At 40.1% G+C, this 24,984-nt stretch carries 23 protein-coding genes and 1 tRNA gene; 12 read left to right on the top strand and 12 right to left on the bottom strand.

Features of this window, described 5'->3' with window-relative positions:
• Positions 1-212 precede the first annotated feature (212 nt).
• The gene (locus tag KV40_RS01140) at positions 213-1,241 is read right to left on the bottom strand and encodes a chemotaxis protein CheB (RefSeq protein ID WP_052055241.1); all 1,029 of its coding nucleotides are present in this window, start codon (positions 1,239-1,241) and stop codon (positions 213-215) included.
• Positions 1,242-1,526: 285 nt separating this feature from the next.
• Here KV40_RS01140 and KV40_RS01135 point away from each other — a divergent pair, with 285 nt between their 5' ends.
• Entirely contained in the window at positions 1,527-2,258 is a 732-nt protein-coding gene (locus tag KV40_RS01135) for a TVP38/TMEM64 family protein (protein WP_052055240.1), read from the top strand.
• A gap of 383 nt (positions 2,259-2,641) precedes the next feature.
• On the opposite strand, the gene KV40_RS01130 is transcribed toward KV40_RS01135, so the two are convergent.
• Positions 2,642-3,094 (bottom strand): Fur family transcriptional regulator, encoded by a 453-nt coding sequence (locus tag KV40_RS01130; RefSeq protein ID WP_036477051.1) that lies wholly within the window; start codon positions 3,092-3,094, stop codon positions 2,642-2,644.
• Between the two features lie 122 nt (positions 3,095-3,216).
• Here KV40_RS01130 and KV40_RS01125 point away from each other — a divergent pair, with 122 nt between their 5' ends.
• Entirely contained in the window at positions 3,217-3,693 is a 477-nt protein-coding gene (locus tag KV40_RS01125; protein WP_036477050.1) for a CRR6 family NdhI maturation factor, read from the top strand.
• Between the two features lie 98 nt (positions 3,694-3,791).
• Here KV40_RS01125 and KV40_RS32940 read toward each other — a convergent pair whose 3' ends face one another.
• The 7 genes from KV40_RS32940 to murA all read right to left on the bottom strand — a co-directional run bounded on the left by KV40_RS32940 (position 3,792) and on the right by murA (position 7,930).
• Entirely contained in the window at positions 3,792-3,911 is a 120-nt protein-coding gene (locus KV40_RS32940; RefSeq protein ID WP_072013747.1) for a photosystem II reaction center protein J, read from the bottom strand.
• A gap of 47 nt (positions 3,912-3,958) precedes the next feature.
• Positions 3,959-4,078 (bottom strand): photosystem II reaction center protein L, encoded by a 120-nt coding sequence (locus KV40_RS01120; RefSeq protein ID WP_036477049.1) that lies wholly within the window; start codon positions 4,076-4,078, stop codon positions 3,959-3,961.
• Between the two features lie 12 nt (positions 4,079-4,090).
• Complete coding sequence (psbF, locus tag KV40_RS01115) at positions 4,091-4,225, bottom strand: cytochrome b559 subunit beta (RefSeq protein ID WP_036477048.1); 135 nt, start codon at positions 4,223-4,225, stop codon at positions 4,091-4,093.
• A gap of 31 nt (positions 4,226-4,256) precedes the next feature.
• Positions 4,257-4,502, bottom strand: coding sequence for a cytochrome b559 subunit alpha (psbE, locus tag KV40_RS01110; protein ID WP_036477047.1), 246 nt, complete (start codon positions 4,500-4,502; stop codon positions 4,257-4,259).
• Positions 4,503-4,839: 337 nt separating this feature from the next.
• Complete coding sequence (locus KV40_RS01105) at positions 4,840-5,844, bottom strand: photosynthesis system II assembly factor Ycf48 (RefSeq protein ID WP_036477045.1); 1,005 nt, start codon at positions 5,842-5,844, stop codon at positions 4,840-4,842.
• Between the two features lie 177 nt (positions 5,845-6,021).
• Positions 6,022-6,372 carry a rubredoxin gene (locus KV40_RS01100; RefSeq protein ID WP_036477043.1) on the bottom strand — a complete coding sequence of 117 codons (351 nt, stop codon included), beginning with the start codon at positions 6,370-6,372 and terminating at the stop codon, positions 6,022-6,024.
• Positions 6,373-6,595: 223 nt separating this feature from the next.
• Entirely contained in the window at positions 6,596-7,930 is a 1,335-nt protein-coding gene (gene murA, locus KV40_RS01095; protein ID WP_036477042.1) for a UDP-N-acetylglucosamine 1-carboxyvinyltransferase, read from the bottom strand.
• 317 nt (positions 7,931-8,247) lie between these two features.
• Here murA and KV40_RS01090 point away from each other — a divergent pair.
• Positions 8,248-8,331: transfer RNA gene (locus tag KV40_RS01090), tRNA-Leu, on the top strand.
• A 71-nt stretch (positions 8,332-8,402) separates the two neighbouring features.
• Positions 8,403-9,191, top strand: coding sequence for an RNA methyltransferase (locus KV40_RS01085; protein WP_036477040.1), 789 nt, complete (start codon positions 8,403-8,405; stop codon positions 9,189-9,191).
• A gap of 110 nt (positions 9,192-9,301) precedes the next feature.
• Here KV40_RS01085 and KV40_RS01080 read toward each other — a convergent pair whose 3' ends face one another.
• A complete protein-coding gene (locus KV40_RS01080; RefSeq protein ID WP_081942714.1) occupies positions 9,302-10,888 on the bottom strand; it encodes a sodium:alanine symporter family protein in 1,587 nt (528 codons plus the stop codon).
• Positions 10,889-11,214: 326 nt separating this feature from the next.
• Positions 11,215-12,693: an FAD-linked oxidase C-terminal domain-containing protein gene (locus KV40_RS01075; protein WP_036477038.1), complete on the bottom strand. Its 1,479-nt coding sequence runs from the start codon at positions 12,691-12,693 to the stop codon at positions 11,215-11,217.
• A 315-nt stretch (positions 12,694-13,008) separates the two neighbouring features.
• Between KV40_RS01075 and KV40_RS01070 the strand changes: the two genes are divergently transcribed.
• From KV40_RS01070 to KV40_RS01035, 8 genes are all read left to right on the top strand, one after another.
• Positions 13,009-14,178, top strand: a complete 1,170-nt coding sequence (locus tag KV40_RS01070) for a glycosyltransferase family 2 protein (protein WP_052055239.1) — start codon at positions 13,009-13,011, stop codon at positions 14,176-14,178.
• Between the two features lie 35 nt (positions 14,179-14,213).
• The gene (locus KV40_RS01065) at positions 14,214-15,158 is read left to right on the top strand and encodes a glycosyltransferase (RefSeq protein ID WP_036477036.1); all 945 of its coding nucleotides are present in this window, start codon (positions 14,214-14,216) and stop codon (positions 15,156-15,158) included.
• A gap of 280 nt (positions 15,159-15,438) precedes the next feature.
• Positions 15,439-16,053, top strand: a complete 615-nt coding sequence (locus tag KV40_RS01060; protein ID WP_036477033.1) for a bifunctional 2-polyprenyl-6-hydroxyphenol methylase/3-demethylubiquinol 3-O-methyltransferase UbiG — start codon at positions 15,439-15,441, stop codon at positions 16,051-16,053.
• 124 nt (positions 16,054-16,177) lie between these two features.
• Positions 16,178-17,134, top strand: a complete 957-nt coding sequence (locus tag KV40_RS01055) for a sulfotransferase (protein WP_036477030.1) — start codon at positions 16,178-16,180, stop codon at positions 17,132-17,134.
• A 50-nt stretch (positions 17,135-17,184) separates the two neighbouring features.
• The gene (locus KV40_RS01050; RefSeq protein ID WP_036477027.1) at positions 17,185-18,189 is read left to right on the top strand and encodes a lysylphosphatidylglycerol synthase transmembrane domain-containing protein; all 1,005 of its coding nucleotides are present in this window, start codon (positions 17,185-17,187) and stop codon (positions 18,187-18,189) included.
• A gap of 35 nt (positions 18,190-18,224) precedes the next feature.
• Positions 18,225-19,778 carry a hypothetical protein gene (locus tag KV40_RS01045; protein ID WP_052055238.1) on the top strand — a complete coding sequence of 518 codons (1,554 nt, stop codon included), beginning with the start codon at positions 18,225-18,227 and terminating at the stop codon, positions 19,776-19,778.
• 16 nt (positions 19,779-19,794) lie between these two features.
• Positions 19,795-21,339 (top strand): hypothetical protein, encoded by a 1,545-nt coding sequence (locus KV40_RS01040; protein WP_052055237.1) that lies wholly within the window; start codon positions 19,795-19,797, stop codon positions 21,337-21,339.
• Between the two features lie 61 nt (positions 21,340-21,400).
• A complete protein-coding gene (locus tag KV40_RS01035; protein ID WP_036477025.1) occupies positions 21,401-22,576 on the top strand; it encodes an NAD(P)/FAD-dependent oxidoreductase in 1,176 nt (391 codons plus the stop codon).
• A 214-nt stretch (positions 22,577-22,790) separates the two neighbouring features.
• Here the strand turns inward: KV40_RS01035 and KV40_RS01030 are convergent, their stop codons facing one another.
• Entirely contained in the window at positions 22,791-24,932 is a 2,142-nt protein-coding gene (locus tag KV40_RS01030) for an amidase family protein (RefSeq protein WP_072013746.1), read from the bottom strand.
• Between the last annotated feature and the right edge of the window lie 52 nt (positions 24,933-24,984).

Here is a 24,984-nt window from a genome sequence, read left to right as displayed (position 1 = left end):
GTGTAAATTAATTATTTATATAAACTAGTTAAATAAATTAATTGGAAAGAAAGTAGCAAAAATTAGATAATGCAATGTTGTGTGTAGTTACAGATTCTCAAACAAAAAATACCTGAAATGCTTGACTTCTAGTTTTAACTGACGAGATCGAGCGGTGCGATCGCAAAGTCATACCTACTAAGCAAGGTAATGTTCGCTGCTGTGACCATTAGTCAAGAAGCTTCTTTTTTTGGTTTCTTGTCGGTAGGAAATTCCGATACGATTCTAAGGTCGCGAATTAAACTACGAATGTGCAATGCACCATCAAACGCTTCTGCCGATCGCTCTTCATGAACTTTTGCCAGACTTGTAGCACCCTTTTGAGCATAGTTATCGCTCATATTTTTTAAGAGGCGAGCGCGTTCTTCTAAGGTTCTCAAAGCTATCCACAGTGCTTTTTCTGTTGCTTCACTCTGTTCTTCAACTAAGGTACGATTTGAGAAAGCATGACCGATATGACAACGATAGCGAAGCAGCGAACCATTCTTCATTTGCCATAAAGGTCCTCCGCAACTAGGACAGCTTTGGGCAACAGGCTTACCAATTCGATCCATAATTGCTGGTTTGGTTATTGCATTTTGGGCAATAGGTACTTCAAGCAGTAAATGTGCGGGTACCTCTTTTATCACAGGGGGAGTTTGGCGAATTCGTTGTTGCAAAAGAGCGGCTATATCATTTAACGGCACGACCCAATCTACTTTTACGTTAGAAATTGCACTTTCAGGCATACTGCTATATGCAGCATCTTTGGGATCTTGCACGATAGCCGTACCACCACAAGCCTTAATCGCCTGTAGTCCTGCAGTACCATCATCTAACATTCCCGTTAATATTACTCCTGTAGCGTAAGAAGTATAAGCAACGGCTGCCGAACGAAATAACGGATCGATAGCGGGACGCATACGATTTTCTCTTGGACCGCGTATCACCCTAATGCGATCGTATTCTAGTATTTGATGAAAGTCGGGTGGTGCGATATAAATATGACCAGGCTCGATTCGCTCTCCATCCTCACTAAATGATACTGAAAGTTGCCCCGCTTTCTTTAAAATTGTAGGTAAATTACTAGGAGCTTCGTTAGAAATATGTAGCACAACATGTATTGAAGCGGGAAAGTTTTTTGGTAACTGGCTTACAAGTGTTTTTAATGCCTGAATACCTCCAGCGGATGTGCCTATGGTAATAACGTGATGATTTTTCAAGGGTATTTTAAATCTACTTTTGAGTTTACTCGCTCTAATTAAAGTTTATGGTAATTTTTCCCAGAAATTATGATTTAACTACCCAAAAAATTTTTGAGTCGAGATCTGCTCTTTTTTAGTATCTATAATCGAACAAAGTGTATCTTAAGGGACTGACAATCACTGTATTTATTGAAAGCAAAATTAATTTGTTCTCAGGAAAATTTTAAGCAAGCATCAAGCAAACTTAGAGAGTATTAGTTGAGTCGGTAAAGCGGAATCGAAATCCATACCCCAAGTCTGTCAATGAATAAATATATAAAAATCGGATTGTTTGCAGTAATTAGCTTAATTATTACAACTGCGCCAGTGCAAGCCCAGGAAATAGGAACTGCTGGCGGATTCGATCCCCAGGAATTATTAAGAAATGTCTTGCAATGGGTCAACGATCTAGGAGCAATTGGAGCATTAGCATTCATAGCAATTTATATCATTGCGACAGTGGCATTTTTACCAGGAGCGATTTTGACCCTGGGAGCGGGAGTAATCTTTGGCGTAATTTTGGGTTCGATTTATGTTTTTGTTGGGGCAACTATTGGAGCGACTCTAGCATTTTTAGTAGGACGTTACCTGGCTAGAGGCTGGATTTCGCAAAAAATAGCAGGCGATCGCAAGTTTCAAGCAATTGACGAGGCTGTAAGCAGGGAAGGATTAAAAATTGTCTTACTGACGCGACTTTCCCCCGTGTTTCCCTTTAATTTGCTCAACTATTCACTTGGCGTGACTGGAGTATCTTTAAAAGACTACGTTATCGGCTTTGCAGGAATGATTCCAGGAACGATTATGTATGTCTATATAGGTTCTCTGGCAGGTAGTATTGCTACAGTTGGTGGCGAGAGTCAACCTACAAATCCTACAGTTCAATGGACGATTCGCATTATTGGCTTTATTGCTACCGTTGCCGTAACTCTTTACGTTACTCGTATTGCCAGACAGGCTTTAAATAAAGAAATTGCCGATACACATTCAGAGGCTTGAGGCTTGAGCTTTAGATAAACCTATCCTAACTAATGCCAAAAATATGATAATTTACTCTTACATTACATGAGACGGAAAGTAAAATGGCTGGACGTTTTGAGGGATTAAACGCTCTAGAGTAGAAACTATTTGAAGATATTTTTCCACAAATGCCAAAAAAGAGCGCGCGCGGAATCCTCCTGTTCCGTTTCGCTATGTGTCGAACAGCTTGCTGTACATTTTAATAACTGGCTGTCGATGGTGCGACTTACCACGAGGAAAAATATGGGCATCGAAAAGTTCAGCGACGAACTTTGTTCGTCCCATGCTGAAAGCTGGGATAGGTTCACGAACAATAATAACTGTTCATTGCTCGTTGCTCATTGTTCATTGCTAACTGCTCATTACTTTGCTTCATCTAAGCAGTTTTTATAACCATAGAAATCGATGCGATAGTCAGTAATTTTGACACCTGTTTGTTGTTCGATGCGATCGATAATATCGTCTGGTAAAGCTATACGAACATCGATAATTTGGTTGGTATCGAGACAGTTAACATGACTGTGAGAATCGCTAATATTACCGTATAGCCTTCCTTCAGAACGCTCTACACACTCAACAATGCCATTTTTTGATAGGGCTTCGAGATTTTGATAAACTGACGTGTGACCGATTTCTTTGCCCTGTTGATTGAGCAAATCGTAGATCTCTCTGGCTGAAAGGTGTTCTTCTCGTTCCCAAAGTAATTCTAAAATATAGCGACGCTGACAACTAACTCGCATTCCCAGTGCGTGGCAGCGAGTCAAAGCATCTTTTAAAGAGTTAATTGGCTGTAAACGTGCCTCTGAAGTATTCATAAGCGAGGCTGATTTTTTTGCAACTTATACATAATCATTACCACTTTAACTTAAAATGGAGGTAAATGTCCAATATCATTCAGCAATATCGGTAGTAAATACAGATTTGGTAAACTCGCTTAATGACTTTCAACATTGCTTTAGATAATCAAAAGATCGATCGCCTGGATTTGACTGATGTTCATAACACAATTGTGCCACTATTAGAAAATAATCGCATAGCAAGTTACGAACAGCAGTTGCGATTGAAAATTGACTACCAGCGAGATGCAACAGATCCTCGCGAACTATCGGAAATTCCAACAATTAGACTATGGCATGTACGCTTGGATGCGGCATATCCCTGGTTGCCTTTTCTCCTGGACTGGAAAGCAGGTGAATTAGCTCGTTATGGAGCGATGCTAGTTCCCCACCAGTTTAATCGCAGTGAAGGAATTATTTTTAATCCTGAAGCTTTAGAAATTTTTGTAATGAACAAAATTTTTGTTCTGTCAGATTGGTTGCGTCAACAGGAAATTACTCCTCAACTTCGTCTTAAGTCATTGGCGCAAAGTTTTGGTTACGATATTGACGATGCTTTTTTTGAGATGATTTACTAAATATTTTACAAAATAAAAGACCGCTCTAATTAGTTCTTAGAGCGGTAACTTTACAAGCTGTTTTTTACTGAGGTGCAGCTTTAGGTATTGTATTAATTCTACATTCCAGAACCAACACCACCATAAGCACCATAGAAAAACAGACCAACAACGACAATTACACCTAAACCTGCGACTGTCGCTACAATCCACAAAGGGATTCTTCCGTTTGCAAACATTGTTTTTATCTCCTACTTGCCGTTATTAATTAAACCATTAAACGTAATTAGTTGAAGAAATAACTAGAAAATAAAATACCGAGAACTGCAACTAAAAGCAAACCTAAATAAAGAGAAGTGCGATTTAGCTCTACTGGTTGTTTATTGGGATTGGTATTTCTATCCATTTTTAAAACCTCTTATCTTTGAATAAACTGCATAGCCGCGATCGCGCCTAAGAAAAATACAGTGGGAACTGCTAAAGTATGAACTGCCAGCCATCTGATTGTAAAAATGGGATATGAAACTGGCTGATTGGGATTGTTACTTGTCATAGTGTTTTGCCTATTTTAAAAATCGAAACTTCTATTTGTTATATTGTTCAATTTGTTCTTTAGCCGTAAAGCGTTCTTGCAGAATGGGTAGTTCCAGTCTGTCTTGAGTAAAATACTCGTTAGGACGAGGCGTACCAAACGCATCATAAGCTAATCCAGTACTAACAAAAAGCCATCCAGCAATAAATAACATTGGGATGGTAATGCTATGAATTACCCAGTAGCGAACGCTGGTAATAATATCGGAAAAAGGACGTTCTCCAGTAGTACCTGCCATTTGGACGTATCTCCAGATTAAAATTAAAGCTCAATGTTGATATACAGTTGTCAAAGTCATCAAGCGATAAAAACTTTGACTTCGTAAAAGGCAGTGCCATCACTAGCCAAACTGTAAGGCTATTTAAAACTCGTTTGAATTATATCGCTAGACCGTAACAATTGCCGAGCTTTATAATTGTGAGTGCTACTATTAATTCTAAGAATTTTTTTTAAATTAATAGTTATTATCCTATCATGTAACATTTAACCAAAGAGCGGAGAAGTCGGAGCTTCACAACTATTTAGTTACCAAACTCAGCAAGCAAATTTGGTTCGTGCGGAAATCGTGCCACTGTTTAAACTGCTTCGGTTTGCGGTTCGTATTTTAGCAAAGTTCCTCGTTCTCCTAGCACATAACCTTGTTGGGGATTGAAGAAGACTATTCTGTTAAAGTTGGAGGGAGTTTTTTCCACCTCTCGATCCTTTTTCCAGGTTTGACCGCCATCTTTGCTGACTAATAGATTGGCACTGCCACCAGAAACCCAAATCTCATCTGAAGTACGATAAGCAACATCGAGCAAACCCCAGCTAGTAGAAAATTCTGGATAAATTGCTTCTTGCCAACTATCAAAATCTTCTGGTTCGCTAAATTGAATTTGTCCGCCGCGAGCGAGTAGCCATAAGCGATCGCTGTTGCTAAAGCCCATATTTTGTAGTCGGCGCGATGAAGTTCTTTGATGGGGTGTCCATTCGCTCTGTCCTGGTTCCCAGGTAGAATAAAAATTACCTCTAGCCGAAACAGCTACATATTTACCATCTTCAGAACGCTGAATAGTGCGAGCTACGCCTACCGAACCTTCTACTAAGGCTTTCCAGTTTTTACCATCATTGGTAGTTTTATATATCGCACCCAGGTTTGTTACCATCTCGGCTGTCGAATCGCCTAAAGCAATAATGCCATAAGGAGACCCTGGAAGCTTGGCACTTAAAGGAATTCTCGACCAGTTAGTTCCCCCGTCTTCGGTGTGCAGCAGTATTGAGGGTCTACCCACAACCCAGCCTTCTTGACCGTTAAAACTAACAGAAGTTAGAGATACTTTTTCCTCTCCTAAATCGAGAGCTTTTTGTTCCCAGGTATTGCCTCCATCATTAGTTTCAAAGAGAGCCGCTTGAGTACCGACTAACCAACCGCGATCGGGATTGTCTGTAAAAGCGATATCGGCAAAAATTGCCTCGCTAGGTAGAGTCAAAACTTTCCAGGGATTGACTTCTATTGAATCTACACTGCTGCAGCTAATACAAAATATACAAATAGCGATCGCAATCGCAATCTGCTTTAGTTTTTGAAACAATAAATTCATAAATGTCCTAGTTTATTTCATCTACTGGGTAAGATAGAACGAAAACACTCAACCCAAAATAAATATACGAACGATAAACTACGAACAAATGGCGATAGCACAATTTTCACTCTCAAAGCAAACCCAATATTCTGAGAGTAGATTGCTGCTATTATGCTTTTGTTCTATAGCTAGGAACTAACCTAGACCGTACAAGCTCAGAAAAAATAAAAATCCTAACGCCAAACCGCCAAAGATTAGTAAATTTTTTTGATTGGGAGTTAAACGATTGACTCCAATACCATAATTGAGATTGGCAGAAAATCCAGAAGGTGCGCCTTTAGCACCAATATTATTGAACTGAGTTTTACGAACTCCGCACACGGGACAACGCCAATTATCAGGTAAATCTTTAAACAAAGTACCTGCTGGAATATTGTTTTGACTGTCTCCTTTTTCAGGTTCGTAAACGTAGCCACAAGAGCGGCATTCGTAACAAGGAGGTGCTTGTTCTGCTAGAGTTTTTTCTTCTTTAGCTTTTTCATTCATTGCTTTATGTTAAGCAAATATTAAAATATCTGCTAGAAATTATCGCATAAAAAGGACGGGGGAGCTAATAGCTTTTGGGGGTATGTTTTTTACATTCGATCGCAGCGAGTGATGGAGAATTGAAGAATTAGGGTAATGTGGAGATCTTTTTAAAGAGAGCTAAAAATAATCCTGCGATCGCGCTGCGATCGCAGGATTGTAATCTAACATTTATTTTTTTGTATCAATCGGGTAAAACTCGCCGTAGTTTAGCACCTAACTGCTGTAATTTGCCTTCTAAATTTTCATAACCGCGATCTAGATGATGTAAACCGCCAACAACAGTTTTACCATTGGCAGCCAATCCTGCTATGACTAGAGCGGCAGAAGCTCTAAGATCGGTTGCCATTACAGGCGCACCAGATAAAAACGGCACGCCACTAACGAGGGCATGATTGCCTTTAACTCGAATATTAGCTCCCATACGCTGGAGTTCGGCAACATGATTCAAACGATTTTCAAACACGGTTTCGCTAATTACGCTATTACCTTCAGCAATGCTCAGTAAGGCGGTGAACTGTGCCTGCATATCCGTAGGAAATCCAGGATAGGGTAGAGTTTCGATATCGATACCGCGTAATTCGCCAGGAATCAAGCGCAGACGCTGGGGTTTGAGACTTTGAGACAAATAGCTGCCATTGTTGTCGTTTGCGACTTCTACTTTACAGCCAATTTCATTCAGCTTGGCGATAACGGGAGCCAAATGACTGGGAATTACTGAAGACAGAGTAATCTCGGATTTAGTAATTGCGCCAGCAACCAAAAAGGTACCAGCTTCGATGCGATCTGGAATGACATTGTACTCAATTGCCTTGAGGCGATCGACACCCGAAATAATAATCGTGTTGGTTCCCGCACCTTTGATTTTTGCTCCCATCTGGCAACAAAAATTAGCTAGATCGACTATCTCTGGTTCTTGAGCGGCATTTTCAATTTTGGTTTCACCTTCTGCCAGAGTAGCCGCCATCAATATAGTTTCGGTAGCTCCAACGCTAGGATAATCTAGATAAATATTCGCTCCCTGTAATCTGCGTTTACCACCCGTAAGGTTGGCATGAACGATACCAGACTCGATCCGAACATTAGCACCCATTGCTTGCAAGCCGCGAACGTGCAAATCTACTGGTCTAGCACCAATAGCGCAGCCTCCAGGCAAAGGAACCCTAGCCGTTCCCAAACGCGTTAACAGAGGTCCGATCACAAAAAAGCTGGCTCTTAACTGAGAAACAATATCGTAAGGAGCTTTAGTAGGATTTATATTTCTGGTATCTATATCTACAGTATCGCCATGTTGTCGAACTTTAAGCCCTAGAGCCGTAAGAATTTGACCCATGCGGGTAATATCGACCAAGTTTGGTACGTTATGCAGTCGGCAATCACCCGAACCAAGTATCGCTCCTGCCATTAACACTAGAGCAGAGTTCTTGGCACCGCTAATTTTAACTTCTCCTTGAAGAGAAGCACGACCATCAATTTCGAGAACGGCTTGTAATTCTCTTTTGGTGGCTGAAGTTGGTATTGAGTTAGAAACAGAATTAATGGTTTTGTCCTCACCTTACAGTTAATTCGACCGCAGCGGTATGGTTTACCGCCATAGTCTTAAGAGATCGAACTTATCTCACAGATTAGAAATAGTGAGATAACAATTGCGGTTATGCTTCGCAATCGCCGACTGACGATTTATCGCTAGTTGGCGAACAATTTTACTCGAAATAAATAAATTATAAAGACTTTGTTAAGTTTATTTACGAGCAAAAATTTTTATATTCACATTGTGCATATTTGACACGGCTTGCCAAATATATAATAATATTAGGCTGCATGCCAAATTAAAAAGCGGAACTGGCGGAATTGGTAGACGCGCTAGATTCAGATTCTAGTGTTCTTAAGAACATTCGGGTTCAAGTCCCGAGTTCCGCATTTAGCAACCAAAGTATTACTTTGCTCGATACTATTCGTCAAGTCTTTCAAGCATAAATTTTACAAACTAAATGCTCACTAGCATTAAAAATCCCCGAATAAAACAAATACGTAAACTACGTACGGCAAAAGAAAGACGCAAACAGCAATTATTGCTTTTGGAAGGAACAAATTTAATTACCGCAGCCTGTAAGGAAAATTTTCAAGTAGATACCGTTTTTTGTACTCCTCGCTGGCAAGAAGACCATCGACAACTAAATATAGCTCTCAAACGGCAAGGAGTAACAATCGAACTAGTAAGTATCGAGGTTTTAGCAGCCATTGCCACTACTGTTAGTCCCGATGGAGTGGTAGCGATCGCCCAACGTAGAAGTGCTAGATTACCTAGTATCGAACAAACTCAGTTGGGAATAGCGCTCGAAAGACTACAAGATCCTGGCAATTTGGGAACGATTATTCGGACTGCTGTAGGTGCGGGCGTGGATGGCTTGTGGTTGAGTAAAAATAGTGTCGATCTCGACCATCTCAAAGTTTTGAGAGCTTCGGTAGGTGAATGGTTTCGCTTGCCAGTGGCTGTAGAGCAAGATTTAGCCGAAGTAATTAAAAGACATCGACAACAGGGTATACAAATAATTGCTGCTTCTGCCCAGGCGACAAAAAGTTATTGGGAAGTAGATTTTCAACAGCCTAGCTTAATTGTTTTAGGCAATGAAGGCGCGGGTTTGTCATCAGAATTACTCGCTCTAGCCGACGAACGAGTAAAAATTCCTCTAAATAATGGGGTAGAGTCATTAAATGTCGCGATTGCTAATGCTTTATTACTCTACGAAGCTCGCCGACAACTAAGCAGAGCGACTTAATTAAACATAAAATAATTTTGGTTTGGGGATTTAGGGAAATTAGATTGGCATTTAATTAAATTGACTTACTTAGAACGGTAGCTGTAGCAAGTTTTAAAACGTGTTTTACGCTACTTTGTAGTCAGTACTTCTTCACTGTAAGTAGGCATTTCTCCCGAACTAAGACGCTGCATATAGTTATTGAGATCGGCAGCGACTGTACCCGATAACAAATAACAGCCAATTAAATTGGGAATGGACATAGCTAAAATCATCATGTCGCTAAAATCGACTACCGCACCTAAATTAACTACCGAGCCGATAAAAACAAACAAAACGAATATGCCTTTATAAACCAGGGTGTTACCATTGCCAAATAAATATTCCCAGGCCCTTTCACCGTAGTAACTCCAGGAAATCATCGTCGAGAAAGCAAATAAGGCTACTGCGATCGCCAAAATTGAAGGAAACCAGCCAACTACGGTAGCAAAAGATCTGCTGGTCAATAATACTCCATCTCCTACAGAACTATCTTGGTAAGTTCCAGTAATGACGATTACTAAAGCAGTCATGTTACAGATAACAATTGTATCGATTAAAGGCTCTAGTAAGGCGACAATTCCCTCTCTAAGGGGTTCGTCAGTACGGGCTGCCGAATGAGCGATCGCTGCCGAACCAACTCCTGCTTCGTTGGAAAAAGCACTGCGTCTAATACCCTGAACCATTACCCCAATAAAACCGCCGCCTACAGCTTGCGGTGAAAAAGCTTCGGTAAAAATAGTAGCGATCGCTCCTGGTAGTTGAGTTATGTTACTTAAAATTATCCACAAACAAGCAACAACATAGACTACCGCCATTAAAGGAACTATCTTATCAGTCACAGAAGCAATGCGACTAATACCGCCAATAATTACCACTCCTACCAAAGCGGCGGCAATTATGCCAAATAGCCAGTTGGGTATGTTAGGAATAACATTAGCTACCGCTACATAAGACTGATTTGCCTGAAACATATTACCGCCGCCGATAGAGCCTAATATACAGAGGATGGCAAACAAGACCGCCAGTCCTTGTCCTACAGGACGCATACCCATATCGGAGAGGGGACGAGAAATATAATACATCGGTCCGCCAGCTACCGTACCATCTGGTTTCACTCGTCGATATTTCTGTGCCAGAGTACATTCGGTAAACTTGCTGGACATCCCAAAAAAACCACCTAGAGTCATCCACAAAACGGCTCCTGGTCCTCCAGTCTGTACGGCGATCGCCACTCCAGCGATATTACCCAATCCTACCGTTCCCGATAGTGCTGTTGCTAATGCCTGAAAGTGGGATACTTCGCCATCGTCGTGAGGATCGTCGTATCTACCGCGTACGACATCTATGGCGTGTTTCAGACCGCGAATGTTGATAAATCCCATTCTGAGCGTAAAAAAAATCGAGCCGCAGATCAGCCACAGCACGATTAAGGGAAAACCCGCAATTTCAAAAAAGAGAATTTCGCTCAAAACAGCGACAATTGCTGAAAAAATTCCGTCAATGGCACCTAAAACTCCGCCTGTTGGTTCTGGTTCGGCAGCTAAAGTTAGTTTTGGTGTAGCAACAATAATTATTACCATTGCCAAACACAGCCACGTAAGTTTGAATCTCGATTGCTGGCTCGCTTTGGGTTTATTTCTGGCTATAAAAGATTTAATTTTATGCTTAACAATCATATGTTCGATCGAGTAATCTGTCTTCAAAAATTAGTTTATTTGACTCGATTATTGATTTTTTTGAAGTTTTTACAGTATTGTAAGCTACAAATTATATTGACAATATATTTTTTAAAACAAAATCTTTGTTTTATATGCTCAAACAAGCTATTTTATAGGAAAGCATTCATATTGACAAAATTAATATTAATATTAGTTTCAAAACCAGAAGTTAATATTTGTGGTGTATTTTCAAACAAGCAATTTAGCAATGAGCCATTATCAACGGATCGGTAAACACTATTCATTGTTCATTGTTCGCTGTTCACTGTTCATTGTTAACAGTACTAATACAATTCTGCATCTTTAAATTCAAATTTTTTGGCGTTAGCTGCCTCACCACAACTACGAGGAGTGGGAAATACCTTACCAGGATTGGCTAGTCCTTTGGTATTTATGGCATCGCGTATATAGCCCATAGTTTCTAGATCCGTTTCGTCAAACATATAGGGCATATAGCAATTTTTATCCGCACCAATACCGTGTTCCCCAGATAAACTACCACCTGCTTCCACACAGAGTTTGAGAATTTCGCCGCCAATTTCTTCGACGGTTGCGAACGCCCCCGAAACCGAATTGTCATAGAGAATCAAAGGATGTAGATTACCGTCGCCAGCGTGAAAGACATTAGCAATTCTATAGCCGTAGCGATCGCTCAAAGCTTCAATTTTTCCCAATACTTCAGCTAACTTAGTGCGAGGAATCACACCATCCTGGACAAAATAATCGGGACTGATATGTCCTGCGGCAGCAAAAGCAGCTTTTCTACCCTTCCACATTTTGAGACGAGTTGCCATATCGTTAGCGGAAGTAATCTCACCAGCATTATGACGCTTACAAATTTCTTTGACTTGCTGTTTGTAGGTTGCCACTTCTACCGATAAGCCATCTAACTCTACCAGTAATACTGCCGCAGCCTCGCGATCGTAACACCCCGTCGCTACCACATCTTCTACAGCATTAATGCTGAGATTATCCATAATTTCCATGCCAGCAGGTATAATTCCCGCACCGATAATATCTGCTACAGCGACACCAGAATCTTCTACTGACGGAAAACTAGCTAAAATCACACACACAGATTCGGGTTGCTTGAGAATGCGCAAGGTAACTTCTGTAGCAATACCTAAGGTTCCCTCAGAACCTACCAACAAGCCAGTAAGATCGTAACCAGGCATTTCGGGAACGGTTCCGCCAACATCAACTATTTCGCCATCGGGAGTTACCCATTTCAACCCTAAAACGTGATTGGTAGTTACGCCATATTTGAGACAGTGTACGCCACCAGAGTTTTCTGCGACATTACCGCCAATAGAACAGATGATTTGACTGGAAGGATCGGGAGCGTAATAAAAACCCGCACCGCTAACTGCCTGAGTTACCCAGTTATTAATTACCCCTGGTTGAACGGTGATGCGATGATTATCTAAATCTACACTTAAAATCTGATTCATTCTGGCGGTAACAATTAGCACGCAATCTTCGATGGGTAAGGCACCTCCAGATAAACCCGTACCCGCACCCCTGGCAACCCAGGGCAAATTGCGATCGCAGCAAATTTTAACAGCAGCAGCAACCTGTTCGGTAGTGCGGGGTAAAATTACCAAACCAGGACGCTGTCTGTAGCTGGGCAAACCGTCACATTCATAAGTCAGTAATTCCTCTTTACGACGTATTACGCCATCTTTACCAACCACCGCTTCAAACTCTTTAATTACTGGCTGCCATTTTTTATCTGCTGACTTAAGAAGATTGCTGAGAATCATATCGGTTATATATAAGCTCGATTTAATCTTATTTTAGTAATAAACGGTGTATTGCTCTATAACAGTTATTTTTGTCAACTCGACACAAAAAAAAAATTCTACGTTCACCAAACTTTTACTCCTTTAGATTATCTTCTATCTAACCAGTAAAAAAATAAAAGATCGTTTTTTTCGATTGAAGTTAATTTTCTGGTAGCTGCGATCGACATCGTACTATGTCGGTTTAGATTACTAACAAACTAAATAGGTAAAAAGCGGCAAAATCGAAGACATCTTATTGGTTAATCCTCTATTCCTCGGAAAAATTTATAAGTGATGCTAAGTAATATATCCAAACCAGAAATATCTTCTAGAACCAGAACTACCCTTGAAGTTTCTATCGTAATGCCTTGTTTGAACGAAGCCGAAACTTTAGCTATCTGCATTAGAAAGGCAAAATACTACCTTAATGAAAACAATATTTATGGAGAAGTAATTATTGCCGACAATGGTAGTCAAGACGGTTCTCAAGAGATTGCTATGAGTTTGGGAGCGAGAGTTGTCAACGTACCTGCCAAAGGATATGGTAGTGCGCTCTTGGGTGGAATTGCTGCCGCACGTGGTGAATATATTATTATGGGCGATGCCGACGATAGTTATGATTTTAGTAACTTAACTCTTTTCATCAAAAAATTACGCGACGGTTACGATTTGGTAATGGGAAATCGTTTTAAAGGCGGCATCAAACCAGGAGCCATGCCTAAGTTACACCGCTATTTAGGTAATCCTGTATTAACGGGAATCGGCAGATTGTTATTTCCTAGTCCCTGTGGTGATTTTCACTGTGGACTACGAGGTTTTAGAAAAGATTCAATTGTCGCTCTCGATTTGCAAACTACGGGAATGGAGTTTGCTAGCGAGATGGTAGTTAAGGCAACTCTCAACAAAATGAGAATTACAGAAGTGCCTACTACTCTATCTCCTGATGGTCGTAGCCGTCCCCCACATTTACGTAGCTGGCGCGATGGCTGGAGACATCTGCGTTTTCTATTAATGTACAGTCCCCGCTGGTTATTTCTCTATCCTGGTATCTTTTTGATTTTTGCGGGTTTTCTGGCTACTCTCTGGTTGCTACCCAGTCCTAAAGTACATACGTTACTTTACTCTTCGACAGCAATGACAATCGGTTTTCAAATTATTATCTTTGCTTTATTTACTAAAGTATTTGGTATGAGTGAAGGTTTACTTCCTGAAGATCGCCGCTTTAAAAGATTATTAAACCATGTCAATTTAGAATCGGGTTTGATTGTCGGCTGCTCGCTGGTATTAATAGGAATTACGGCATCGATTTATGCTTTTGGAATTTGGGGCTTAAATTCTTTTGGCTCTCTCGATCCTACTCAAACTATGCCCATTGTTATTCCTGCCGTTACCTGTTTGGCATTAGGTTGTCAGGTAATATTTTCTAGCTTCTTTTTGAGTATTTTGGGTTTGAAAAGACAGTAAAAACTTTTAGTCGCTATAGCGCAAACAAATAAAGCATGAATAAACCTTGGCTATCAATTATTATTCCTACTTATAATGGCGAAAAGTATTTAGCAGCAGCTTTAGATTCTGTAGTCGCTCAACAAGACAGTGACATAGAATGTGTAATTGTTGATGACGGTTCTACAGATAGTAGTTTCTCCATTGTCGAAACTTATCGAGATAAACTAAATCTGGAATTAGTTAAAAGATCGCGGGTGGGTAACTGGGTAGCTAATACCAATTACGGTCTGTCTGTGGCTAGTGGTGAATATGCTTGTTTTTTACATCAAGATGATATTTGGCTGCCCAATCGCTTGAAAACTATGCAAAGAGCGATCGCACTATATCCTCAAGCTAATTTCTACTTACATTCGGCTCTGTTTATCGACGAGAGTGGCGATCGCCTGGGAATTTGGCAATGTCCTTTACCTGCATTACAGTTAATCGAGCCAAACAAAATGGTAGCCAAGCTATTAGTACAAAATTTTATTGCCATACCCGCTCCCATCTTTAAACGTCAACTGGCACTCGATCTAGGAAGTATGGATGAGCAGCTTTGGTACACTGCCGATTGGGATTTTTGGCTCAAGCTGGCATCAGTTAGTCAATCAGTCTATGCTGCCGAACCTCTAGCGGCGTTTCGCGTTCATGCCGACTCTCAAACTATTCGTCGCAGTTCCAGCATTGAAGATTTTCGCCAACAAATGCGACTGGTAGTCAGCAAATATCTTAGCTCTACTGAAGATAATCGGGCAGCAGTAGAAAAAGTAGCCTGGTTTTCTACCGAAGTAAATACTACCCTGGCAGCGATGGTTCACGGCAAATCGGCTAATTTATGGGGATTGTTATCTAATTTTGCCACTCTCGGACCTCTGGGATGGCACCGTTATTGGCAAGATTCTCGAATTCAAGAGCGGGTAGCGGCGCGGCTTAAGGCAAAGTTGCAAACATCTAATTAATCTAACAGTGCCAGAACCCGATCGCCTTACGGATCTTGTACGAGCCAATAAAAAATTAGGCAGCATAGTTGTGGGATGATGAGGTGAAATGGAGCAGGAGAGACAAAAAGCGCGAGAGACTAGGAGATTTCACTCTACTAAAATCATCCCCAAGTCCCCCAGTCAGCCTCTACCATCCTATGATGATGCAACGCCAAAAATTAAAATTTTAGGGTAGCTGTTCGAGATGTTTCAGAAGCAGAAATTGTGGTATCAAAAGGGAAGTAATTAAGAGGTGATAATGAAACCCAAAAATGGTGGCGAGGTTTCCAATACGCGAGAGCAAAAATACACAAATTTCTTACTGGAGAAACAGACAGTTAGTTGGAAAAGTTTAGTAGATGTTCAAGCACCCTATCGTTGGAATCTGCAACGATTAAAACCAGGTTTAACTCTCGATCTTGGCTGTGGAATTGGCAGAAATTTAATCAACTTAAAAGGCAAAGGTGTAGGAATCGACCATAATTTAAATTCAGTACGAGTTGCGCGAAACTTGGGATTTACCGCTTTTACCCCCGAAGAGTTTTTTAATTCAACCACCAAAACATCTCAAAAATTTGACTCTTTGCTCTTGTCACATGTAGCCGAGCATATGAAACAAAACGAAGCGATCGAACTATTGGAAAAGTATCTAACCTTTTTAAAGCCTAAAGGTAAACTCATTGTTATGACTCCTCAAGAGGCAGGATACAAAAGCGATCCCACTCACATTGAATTTATGAACTTCCCCAAGCTACGTAATATTGCCAACCAAATTGGATTTAAAGTATTTAAGGAATATTCATTTCCCTTTCCGAGAGTTATGGGTCATTGTTTTATTTACAATGAATTTATTTCAGTGAGCTACAAAGCTTAACGGCGAAGAAGAACAGGAATAGTTGGGATATTGGTAGCTACTATGTCAACCTTGCCGAACCAGTGTACTATGTATTAGTTGCAAATAAGCTTCAATAGATTAAATAGCATTATTTAAGAATCAAATGAAAGAACCTAATTTTTTTATTGTCGGACAACCAAAGTCAGGTACTACAGCACTGCATCAATTTTTAGGACAGCATCCGCAAATTTTTATGTCTGGTATTAAAGAGCCACATTTTTTTTGCCAGGATTTTCATCAAGAAAGCGATCGCTACTACGGCAAACAGCGTTTTTTTGATTTTAGAACGGAAGCTGAATATTTACAGCTTTTTGCTAAAGCCGATACGGAAACTATAGTAGGAGAATCTTCGACTAATTATTTATACTCTCAGGTAACGGCACAAAATATATATCAATTTAATCCTAAAGCTAAAATACTTATTGTATTACGAGAACCTGCCAAGTATCTCTATTCTTTGCATAGTCACTATCTTAAGTTTACTGAAGAAAACGAAGCAGATTTCGAGCGAGCTTTAGCTTTAGAACCGCAAAGACGTGAAGGCAAATTTATCAGTCCTAGAGTTACGAGTCCTTGTTATCTATATTATTCAGATCGCGTTAAATATTACGAACAGATCGAACGCTATTACGATTTGTTCGATCGCTCGCAAATAAAAATAGTGTTGTTTGAAGATTTCAAGGCTAATAATCAAGAAGTTTATCGAGAAATTTTAGATTTTTTGGGTGTAGATAATAGTTTTGTACCCGAATACGAAGCAATTAACATTAACAAAGAAGTTCGCTTCCAGGCATTAAACAATTTAGTTAATAATCCCGTACTGAAAAACATTTCCAAAACCTTAGTTTCTCAAGAATTTAACGAATTTATTCGCGATAAGATTGTAGAACGGTTTTTATGGCATCAAAGTCCTAAAGAAGTGATGCCAGACGAGATTAAATACCAGCTAATGGAACGATATCGCGCCGAAGTCGTCAAGGTATCAAAATTAATCGATACTGATTTAGAAGCCAGATGGGGTTACAAACAACTAAAAAGCGATCGCCAGGCTGTATGCTAGATAAATGCTTTAACTCAATCTACTTAATATTTAAAAATAATTTTTTATAAATGCTATCTAGAAAAAATGTAGTATTCAGCATTTTATCTTTAGGTTTGGGAATTTTCCTAATCTGGTTAATACTGCGCTTTACAAACGTTGAACTCGCAGAAGTTATTGCCAAACTCTACGATCTCAATCCCTGGTATACTGCCCTGGCAATTTTAACTTTATTAATTCACACCTGGTTTACTGCTTATAAGTGGAATTTAGTTACCCATCAAGTTACCCCCGATCGCGAACAACCGTTTCGTTTCTATCTGTTTTATACTACTCTGGGTTCTCTAACCATGCAGTTTATGCCGCAGTATATAGGCATGGTGGCGGTACAGAATTTAGCTTTGAGAGTACATAAAGTAAGCTCCCTGTCAAAAGGTTTTTTATCAGTTATTTACGATCAGTTTTTTAATTTTCTAATTCCCTTTTTACTATTTCCCGCTTCAATCTTATTCGTTCTCGGACATATTTCTCTAGGAATCGCAGTTTTTGCCACGTCAACAATTATAATTGCCTCTCATTTTATAATCAAAAGATGGTACAGATACTTGATGGGTCTTTTGATTAAATCCTATATTTCTTTTAAAAATTCAAGGAAAAAATCACAAGCGACTCATTCCAATATAGCTTTTAAAAACTCAGATATTTTAGACCGTAAGTTTACCTTAAATCAATATTGGCTTTCGGTAATTCGCTATGTTTTTTGGCTGATTAGAGGTGTAGTTATTGTTTATGCAGGAGGATTAAAAATAGGTTTGTGGGCGGTAGTTTTTACTACGCCAATCGTACAGCTAGCGATGTTAGTCAGTTTTACTCCTGCTAACTTGGGCTTGATGGAATTAAGCTGGGTGGGATTACTGGCACTGTTTAATGTTTCCAATACCGATGCAGTTCAATTTGCTCTCTTACAAAGGTTTCTTTATGTCGTGGCTACTGCTTTAGCATTAGTAGGATTTTTGTTTGTTTGGACTATCGAGCGTTTTTTCGCTTCAAAACCAGTAAAAGATAGCCAAAAATAGACATATTACTTAATTATTAATAATTGTTATTGTCAATGCTCCACACTGCAACTGACTTACCTCCCAAAAAATCTATCGACCGTAGATTGAGTATAGAAACGGTTTTACAAATACTTGCTTTGCTGATTGTTACCTCGATATTTCTCAAAGCAATTATCGATATTGATATTAATTACGATCCCTGGTGGTATCATATACCTTTCGCTGCCAGAATTTGGGGCATCGTACCCAAAGAACTATTTATTGGCGACGAAAAATGGTTTGAGCCTCGTTATCAAGGATTTCCTTTATTAGCCCATTTTCTTCAAGGTTTTTTATGGCGAATTACTGATAGGGTTCAGTCAACTAATTTAGTTGGTTTTCTAAGTTTAATTTTTTACTTAGTCTTTCTAAAAAGTTATTTTCGAGTTCCGCTTTACTTATCGGCGATCGCCCTGTTAACAATTCCTTTAGTGTTGGCTCACTCAACCTCCTCTTATGTCGATCTGTTTGGCAATATCGGCGCGTCGGTTTTAGTGATGATGACCTACAACCTGTACAGGCGATCGCAACTGCCGAGTAAGGGAGAGTTATTTATATTGGTTTTAGGAGCGGCTATTGCAGCTAATACTAAGACACAACTGCAAATTCTAGTGTTTTTTATCTGTGGTTTTGTAGTAATCAGATTGGGTTGGCTGTATTTTCGGCACTCTTCATTCAACTTCAAACGTTCCCTAAAAATTGTCTCTATTTGCATTTTGGCTGCGGTTTTAATCTTTGCTACACCAGTTAAAAATACTGTTGTTTATGGCAACCCTTTGTATCCAGTAAAAGTAGAAATAGCAGGTACCGTTCTCAATCATAAACTAGTGCCAGAAGCTTACCAGGATGGCAACAGACCAGTAAAATGGCTGCGATCGATCTTAGAAATAGACAAAGCTCGCTGGACGGTAGATCAATGGAGTGACGATCCCGAAAAACTACGCATGGGTGGTTTTTTTGGAGCTTATGTAGTTTTTAATCTGTTACTGCTAGTTGGTTTGTCTATTGCCGAGTTGTGGCGTAATCGAATATCTAAGGCAGAAACTTCGAGGGATGCCTCCACTGCTTTGTTAACAGTCCTGGTAATGTCAATCGTTCCCGCAAATTTTCCTCAATCTCACGAATTGAGATATTTTATTTTTTGGATGATTTCCCTGGTATCTTTGAATCTGTATCTTATTTCGACTCCCCGAACCGCTTTACCTCGCTGGCGATGGTTGCAGCCTAAATATATGGGTTTAGTTTGTCTGGTTTTTTTGACTATTGTTTTGAGTAATATGGGCAAGGTTTATGCCAAACCTTCTTTCTACAATCTAGAAACTCAAATTGCTATGGGAGTAAAACCAGAATTGTTGAGCCAAATCGAACCAGAAACCAGAAATTGTTTGATTAGCAGACACAGAAGCGATCCCCTAAAAGCTCCGATGGCAGCTTTAAAATGGGCGTTTTTGTATAGTTCTCCTTTCCATCCTGAAATAGATTATCCTTATGCCATACAAACGGCATTCAATCCTGAAAGCTGTGGCGAACTCAAACAAATTCCCCAAAACGTCAAGCTAAATTATTGAAATTAAACGGACAGCAATGATTAGAGGGGTAACTTCAAAAAATCGGCACAAAAAGATCGAGCAAAAGAGTTTAGAAATAGCTTTTTTGGCGATCGCCACTTTGGTAACAATCTCGATTTTTCTCAAGGCGATTATCGATATCGATACCAATTACGATACTTGGTGGTATCATCTGCCTTTTGCTGCCAGAATTTGGGGCATCGTACCTAAAGAAGAATTTATACCAGAATTAAACCTCGAATATCGCTTTGCAGGGTTTCCTCTTTTAGCTCACTGGCTGCAAGGCTTGTTATGGTTTGTAACTGGCAGGGTACAGGCAGCTAACCTGGTAGGGTTGTTCGGTCTAATTATTTACTGGTTCTTTCTAAAGATTTATTTTCGAGTTCCCCTCTATTTATCTGCAATTTCACTTTTGGCAATTCCTGCTGTTATTACCCATGCCAGTACTAGTTTTGTCGATTTACCAGGCAATGTCGGGATGTCGGTACTGGTAATGATGACTTATCTGTTCTATAAAGAGAAACGATTTCTCAGTTTTAAAGATGCAGTGGTGATGTTTTTGGGGGCAGCAACAGCAGCTAATATCAAGCCCCAACTACAACCGCTGACATTTTTGGTTTGTTGCGCGATCGCTCTACGGTTTTTGTGGCTGTATTTCAAAAAAACTTCTACACCCAAGCCAAAGTTAGTTAAGGTCGTACCAATTGCTCTAATTTCTTCGCTGTTAATCTTTGCCACGCCAGTTAAAAATATTGCTTTATACGGTAATCCTTTTTATCCAATAAAAATTCAGGTAGCAGGTGTTGTCCTCAACCACGAACTAGTTCCCGATACATATAAAGAAGGAAACAGACCGCAAAAATGGCTGTATTCAGTACTAGAGATTGGTACTCCTCCCTATTGGTCAACCGATCAGTGGAATGGAGGAAATGACAAGTATATGGATCGTGGCGGTGGTTTTTTTGGTGCTTACGTCGTCTTTAATGTATTGCTTTTAGTAGGTTTATTTATCTACGAATTTATCCAAAATCGGCAATTACCGAAAGGAGAAACCGCTGCTCGTACTGCATTGTTGACGGTTCTAATTATGTCCATCGTTCCTGCTAATTTTCCTCAATCTCACGAACTGAGATATTTTATGTTCTGGATGATTTGCCTGGTATCTTTAAACTTGTGCTTGCTTTCCCGCAGTCAGATCGATTGGCAACGTTGGCGATGGTTACAGCCAAGATATATGGGATTGGTATATTTAGTCTTTTTGACTATAGTGTTGAGTAAAGTTGGTAGTTTCTATGGCAAACCAGTATTCTACAGTTTAGAAAAACATATTTCTACAGCAGTCAAACCAGAATTACTAAGTCAGATACAACCCCAGGACAATATTTGTCTGATTAGCAAACACGGATTGGTAAATCCAGATCGAGTTCCGTTTGCCTCTATACAACATTCTTTTCTTTACAGTTCTTATTTCCATTCCGAACTAGATTATTCTTATTCTATTAGGGCAGCAGTCGATCCTAATAATTGTGGAGATCTTAAGGTAGTACCTAAAATAGATTAAAAGTGTCTGACTTACAGTAAAGTAGCGATCGCTTTTTGGCTAACTCAATGTAATTAAAAATATGAGTATTAATGCCCGAAATATTGCCATTATCGGTGCTGGACTTGGAGGATTGGCTTGTGCGATCGCTCTGCGGAAACAAGGTATTGAGGCTACAGTTTACGAGCAAGCCACAGATTTTCGTCCTGTTGGCGGAGGCTTGGCTTTATTTCCCAATGGATTGAATTTTTTAGAACTTATCAAACCTGACATAGTTGCAGATATTAAAAATTCTGGCTGCTGCATTCAAAAAACAGTAAAAAAGAATATTGCTGGAGAAACAATTAGTTCTAATCCAACTACCAAATTACAAGAAAAATACGGTCAACCTATAGTTACTATTTGGTGGTGGCATTTACAACAAATCCTCGCCTCAAAACTACCTGCAAATACTATTCACCTCGATCGCCGATGTATCGATCTCGAACAAAGCGAGCGAGAAATCATAATTTATTTTGAGGGAGGCAAAACAGCACGGGCAGACTTATTAATTGGTGCGGATGGTATCCACTCCACAGTTAGAAAAACTCTCATTAGAAAAACTCTCATAGGAGAAGAACAACTTCGTTATCTTAATAGTATGTCTTGGCGAGCTACTATTAAATGCCAGCAAGATCTGCTCGCTCCCAATGAAGTAGTTCGTATTGTCAGTGACAAACAATTTCTATTTCTGATAAATGTTGGCGATGGATATCTTAATTGGACTACTCGAAAATTTGCTCCAGAATATCATCTTTCAACTAATAGTGAGGCAATGAAAGAGCGTATTCTTCAAGATTTAAGTAATTGGGCAAAGCCGATACGCAATATAATCGAAATTACTCCAGCAGCAGAAATTTTTGAATCTTTAATTTGCGATCGCCTGCCTATAGACAACTGGAGTAAAGGTAGAGTTGTTCTTTTGGGCGATGCAGCCCATCCGATGAGTCCTTCAATGGGACAGGGTGCTAATAGTGCTTTTGAAGATGCTTGGGTACTAGCACAATGTCTGACAAAATTTTCCGCTATTGAAGAAGCTTTTGACGAATACGAACGAGAAAGAAAAGAGCGCACTAAAATTATGCAAACTAAAAGCGCGGAAGGCGAAAAAAATCAGTGGCAAACTAATGACAAAACACCGTCGCGATCGCAACAACGCAGAGATTTAGGTGGTGACTTTACCGATTGGCTGTACGAATACAAACCCTTTTCCAGCTAAATTGATGGTTATAAGTTAGAAAAAATGCAGGAATTACAATAATGTTTTTTATAGCGATCGCAATTAATTTAACGTTAGTTTGACAGATTCGGTTTTGATGTCAATTATCGATTTTTCTGTAGGAAAAAATAGACTATTCCCTGTTCCTCGTTCCCCGTTCCCTATTCCCTAAAGCCAAACCAAACAACTTTGACCTTATCGAACTCACGTTAGTTCAAGCAAAAACAAAATCGCTCTCGCTTATAGTTTCCGCATCAATTCCCTGCAAAACTGCTAAGTCTTGAGTTTCGGTAGCAATTAGAGTATTACTTTTCTTTTGAGTCAGACTGAGATCGCTAAAACTCAGATCTACTCCACCAATGCCAATAACATCTTTACCAATTTCAAAATCGGTAATGGTATTAGCTGTATCGGGTAATTGAGCGTTGGCAATCCAAAATTTATCGACACCAGTACCACCAGTAAGCAAATTGTCTCCTCCAGCAACTACAAACAAGCTGTCAGACCCCTTGCCGCCAAAAGCACTATCCTTGCTGCCGAGAAAAAATTCATCTTTACCAGCACCACCATAAAGACGATTTTTTCCTCTACCAACTGAAGCGTCCAATAGATCGTCACCTTTAGCACCAAAAGCCCGATCTTCGATACCGACAATTACCTCATCATCGCCAGCACCAGCATAAATACGGTTTCCGCCACTAAAAGCCTGGGAAGTATCGACGAGATCGTCTCCCGCTCCTGCCAAGATTAAATCTCCATTGCCGTCGAAGTCATCTAGTAATTCTGGAGCAATCTCATTATCTTTGCCATCTCCGTAAACGGCTACCTGAGTAAAATACTCAAATGATTCTCCCTCCAAAGGCGGTGTAGTTTCAGGCGGCATCCGAAACTTGGTACCCTGCTCGAAGGAATAGGTCAAACCAATCAAAGTCGGTTCGCTAAAAGCTCGACCGAGAAACTCAATTCCTACGGGAAGACCATCCTCGGTAAATCCTGCTGGAACGCTAATAGCGGGAAAACCCGAAAAAGGACTCAAACGATTTGCCGAACCCGTACCCGTATCTTCATCAAATAAGTTTGGTGGACTTTGAGAAGTAGGATAGATTAAAGCATCGAGGTTTTTGCCATCTAACACTTTTAATAGAGAACTCTGGGTTAAAGCTGGTCGTTCGGTGATAATTTCTTGATATTCGGCAGCAGTTTCTGGATCGCTTAGATCGACCTGATTTCTTTCAATATAAGATTCTTCATTGTCTTCTAAATATTCGCCGCTGGCGATTAAGTCTCCCAGATTATCGATTGGTGCATCTCTTTCTGCTAAATAGTTATTGAGATCTCGTTTGAACTCTAAGGTGCTAAGACTAGGAAATTCTAAAATTTCATCGAGGTTGGGAATCTCGACATTAATTGTTGTCGCTCCCAAGGCTTCCATCTCGGCGATCGCTTTATTAACTACGGCATTAGTCGCAGCCATTCTAGGATCGTCATTGGAGCCAAATAACTCTCTCACTACGCCAATTCTCGCACCCTTAAGTGCTTTAGGATCGAGAAAGTCAGTATAGCTTTCGGGAATTTTACCAACACTAGATTCGGTTACGGGATCTTCTGGGTCGAATCCTGCCAGAGCGTCTAGGGTTATCGCCGCATCAGTTACGGTGCGAGTTATCGGTCCTCCAACGTCTTGGGTTAGAGCCAAAGGAATAATCCCCGAACGACTGGTAAGACCGATAGTCGGTCTGATTCCTACCAAACTATTGAAAGTTGAAGGAATACGAATCGAACCACCCGTATCGGTTCCCGTACCAATCGTACCAAAGTTGGCAGCGATCGCCGCTCCAGTACCGCCACTGGAACCGCCCGCATTACGTTCTGGGTCGTATGGGTTGAGGACAGTTCCTCCTAGAGAGCTAGTAGACTCGTAGGAAAAAGCAAATTCAGACAGGTTGGCTTTTGCCAGAATTACGGCTCCTTCATCGCGCAATTTCTCTACCTGAAAGGCATCGTCTTCAGGAATAAAATCTTCTAAAGCGATCGCGCCTGCGGTGGTAGGAACATCAAAGGTATCGTAGTTATCTTTGAGAATAATAGGTATTCCTGCCAGAGTTCCCAGATCTTTGCCTGAAAAACGCTCTTTGTCGCTTTTATTCGCGATATCTAAAGCGTTGGGATTGAGATTGATAATCGAATTAATTGCGGGGTCGGAATCGTCATAAGCCTCTATGCGGTTGAGGTAGAGTTGGACTAATTCTTTTGAGGTCAATGCGCCATATTCAAAAGCGCGATCGATATCATTGACAGTTGCTTCGACCAAATTAAAGATAGTCGGTTCCGAAAAAGGAGAAACTTTAATAGACACTATAAATTCACTCTTGCTAAAAATGTCTTACCGAGGCGATCGCACTATAGAT

The organism is Myxosarcina sp. GI1 (assembly GCF_000756305.1).
Classification (GTDB): Bacteria; Cyanobacteriota; Cyanobacteriia; order Cyanobacteriales; family Xenococcaceae; genus Myxosarcina.
This window is presented reverse-complemented; position numbering and strand designations above follow the sequence as displayed.

Coding starts and splice junctions, on each gene's coding strand:
- KV40_RS01125 (WP_036477050.1), top strand. CDS start 3,217: ATGACTTTCAACATTGCTTTAGATAATCAAAAGATCGATCGCCTGGAT.
- KV40_RS01085 (WP_036477040.1), top strand. CDS start 8,403: ATGCTCACTAGCATTAAAAATCCCCGAATAAAACAAATACGTAAACTA.
- KV40_RS01060 (WP_036477033.1), top strand. CDS start 15,439: ATGAAACCCAAAAATGGTGGCGAGGTTTCCAATACGCGAGAGCAAAAA.
- KV40_RS01070 (WP_052055239.1), top strand. CDS start 13,009: ATGCTAAGTAATATATCCAAACCAGAAATATCTTCTAGAACCAGAACT.
- KV40_RS01075 (WP_036477038.1), bottom strand. CDS start 12,693: ATGATTCTCAGCAATCTTCTTAAGTCAGCAGATAAAAAATGGCAGCCA.
- KV40_RS01100 (WP_036477043.1), bottom strand. CDS start 6,372: ATGAATGAAAAAGCTAAAGAAGAAAAAACTCTAGCAGAACAAGCACCT.
- KV40_RS01105 (WP_036477045.1), bottom strand. CDS start 5,844: ATGAATTTATTGTTTCAAAAACTAAAGCAGATTGCGATTGCGATCGCT.
- KV40_RS01045 (WP_052055238.1), top strand. CDS start 18,225: ATGCTCCACACTGCAACTGACTTACCTCCCAAAAAATCTATCGACCGT.
- KV40_RS01120 (WP_036477049.1), bottom strand. CDS start 4,078: ATGGATAGAAATACCAATCCCAATAAACAACCAGTAGAGCTAAATCGC.
- KV40_RS01065 (WP_036477036.1), top strand. CDS start 14,214: ATGAATAAACCTTGGCTATCAATTATTATTCCTACTTATAATGGCGAA.
- KV40_RS01130 (WP_036477051.1), bottom strand. CDS start 3,094: ATGAATACTTCAGAGGCACGTTTACAGCCAATTAACTCTTTAAAAGAT.
- KV40_RS01050 (WP_036477027.1), top strand. CDS start 17,185: ATGCTATCTAGAAAAAATGTAGTATTCAGCATTTTATCTTTAGGTTTG.
- KV40_RS01055 (WP_036477030.1), top strand. CDS start 16,178: ATGAAAGAACCTAATTTTTTTATTGTCGGACAACCAAAGTCAGGTACT.
- psbE (WP_036477047.1), bottom strand. CDS start 4,502: ATGGCAGGTACTACTGGAGAACGTCCTTTTTCCGATATTATTACCAGC.
- psbF (WP_036477048.1), bottom strand. CDS start 4,225: ATGACAAGTAACAATCCCAATCAGCCAGTTTCATATCCCATTTTTACA.
- KV40_RS01035 (WP_036477025.1), top strand. CDS start 21,401: ATGAGTATTAATGCCCGAAATATTGCCATTATCGGTGCTGGACTTGGA.
- KV40_RS01080 (WP_081942714.1), bottom strand. CDS start 10,888: ATGATTGTTAAGCATAAAATTAAATCTTTTATAGCCAGAAATAAACCC.
- KV40_RS32940 (WP_072013747.1), bottom strand. CDS start 3,911: ATGTTTGCAAACGGAAGAATCCCTTTGTGGATTGTAGCGACAGTCGCA.
- KV40_RS01040 (WP_052055237.1), top strand. CDS start 19,795: ATGATTAGAGGGGTAACTTCAAAAAATCGGCACAAAAAGATCGAGCAA.
- KV40_RS01135 (WP_052055240.1), top strand. CDS start 1,527: ATGAATAAATATATAAAAATCGGATTGTTTGCAGTAATTAGCTTAATT.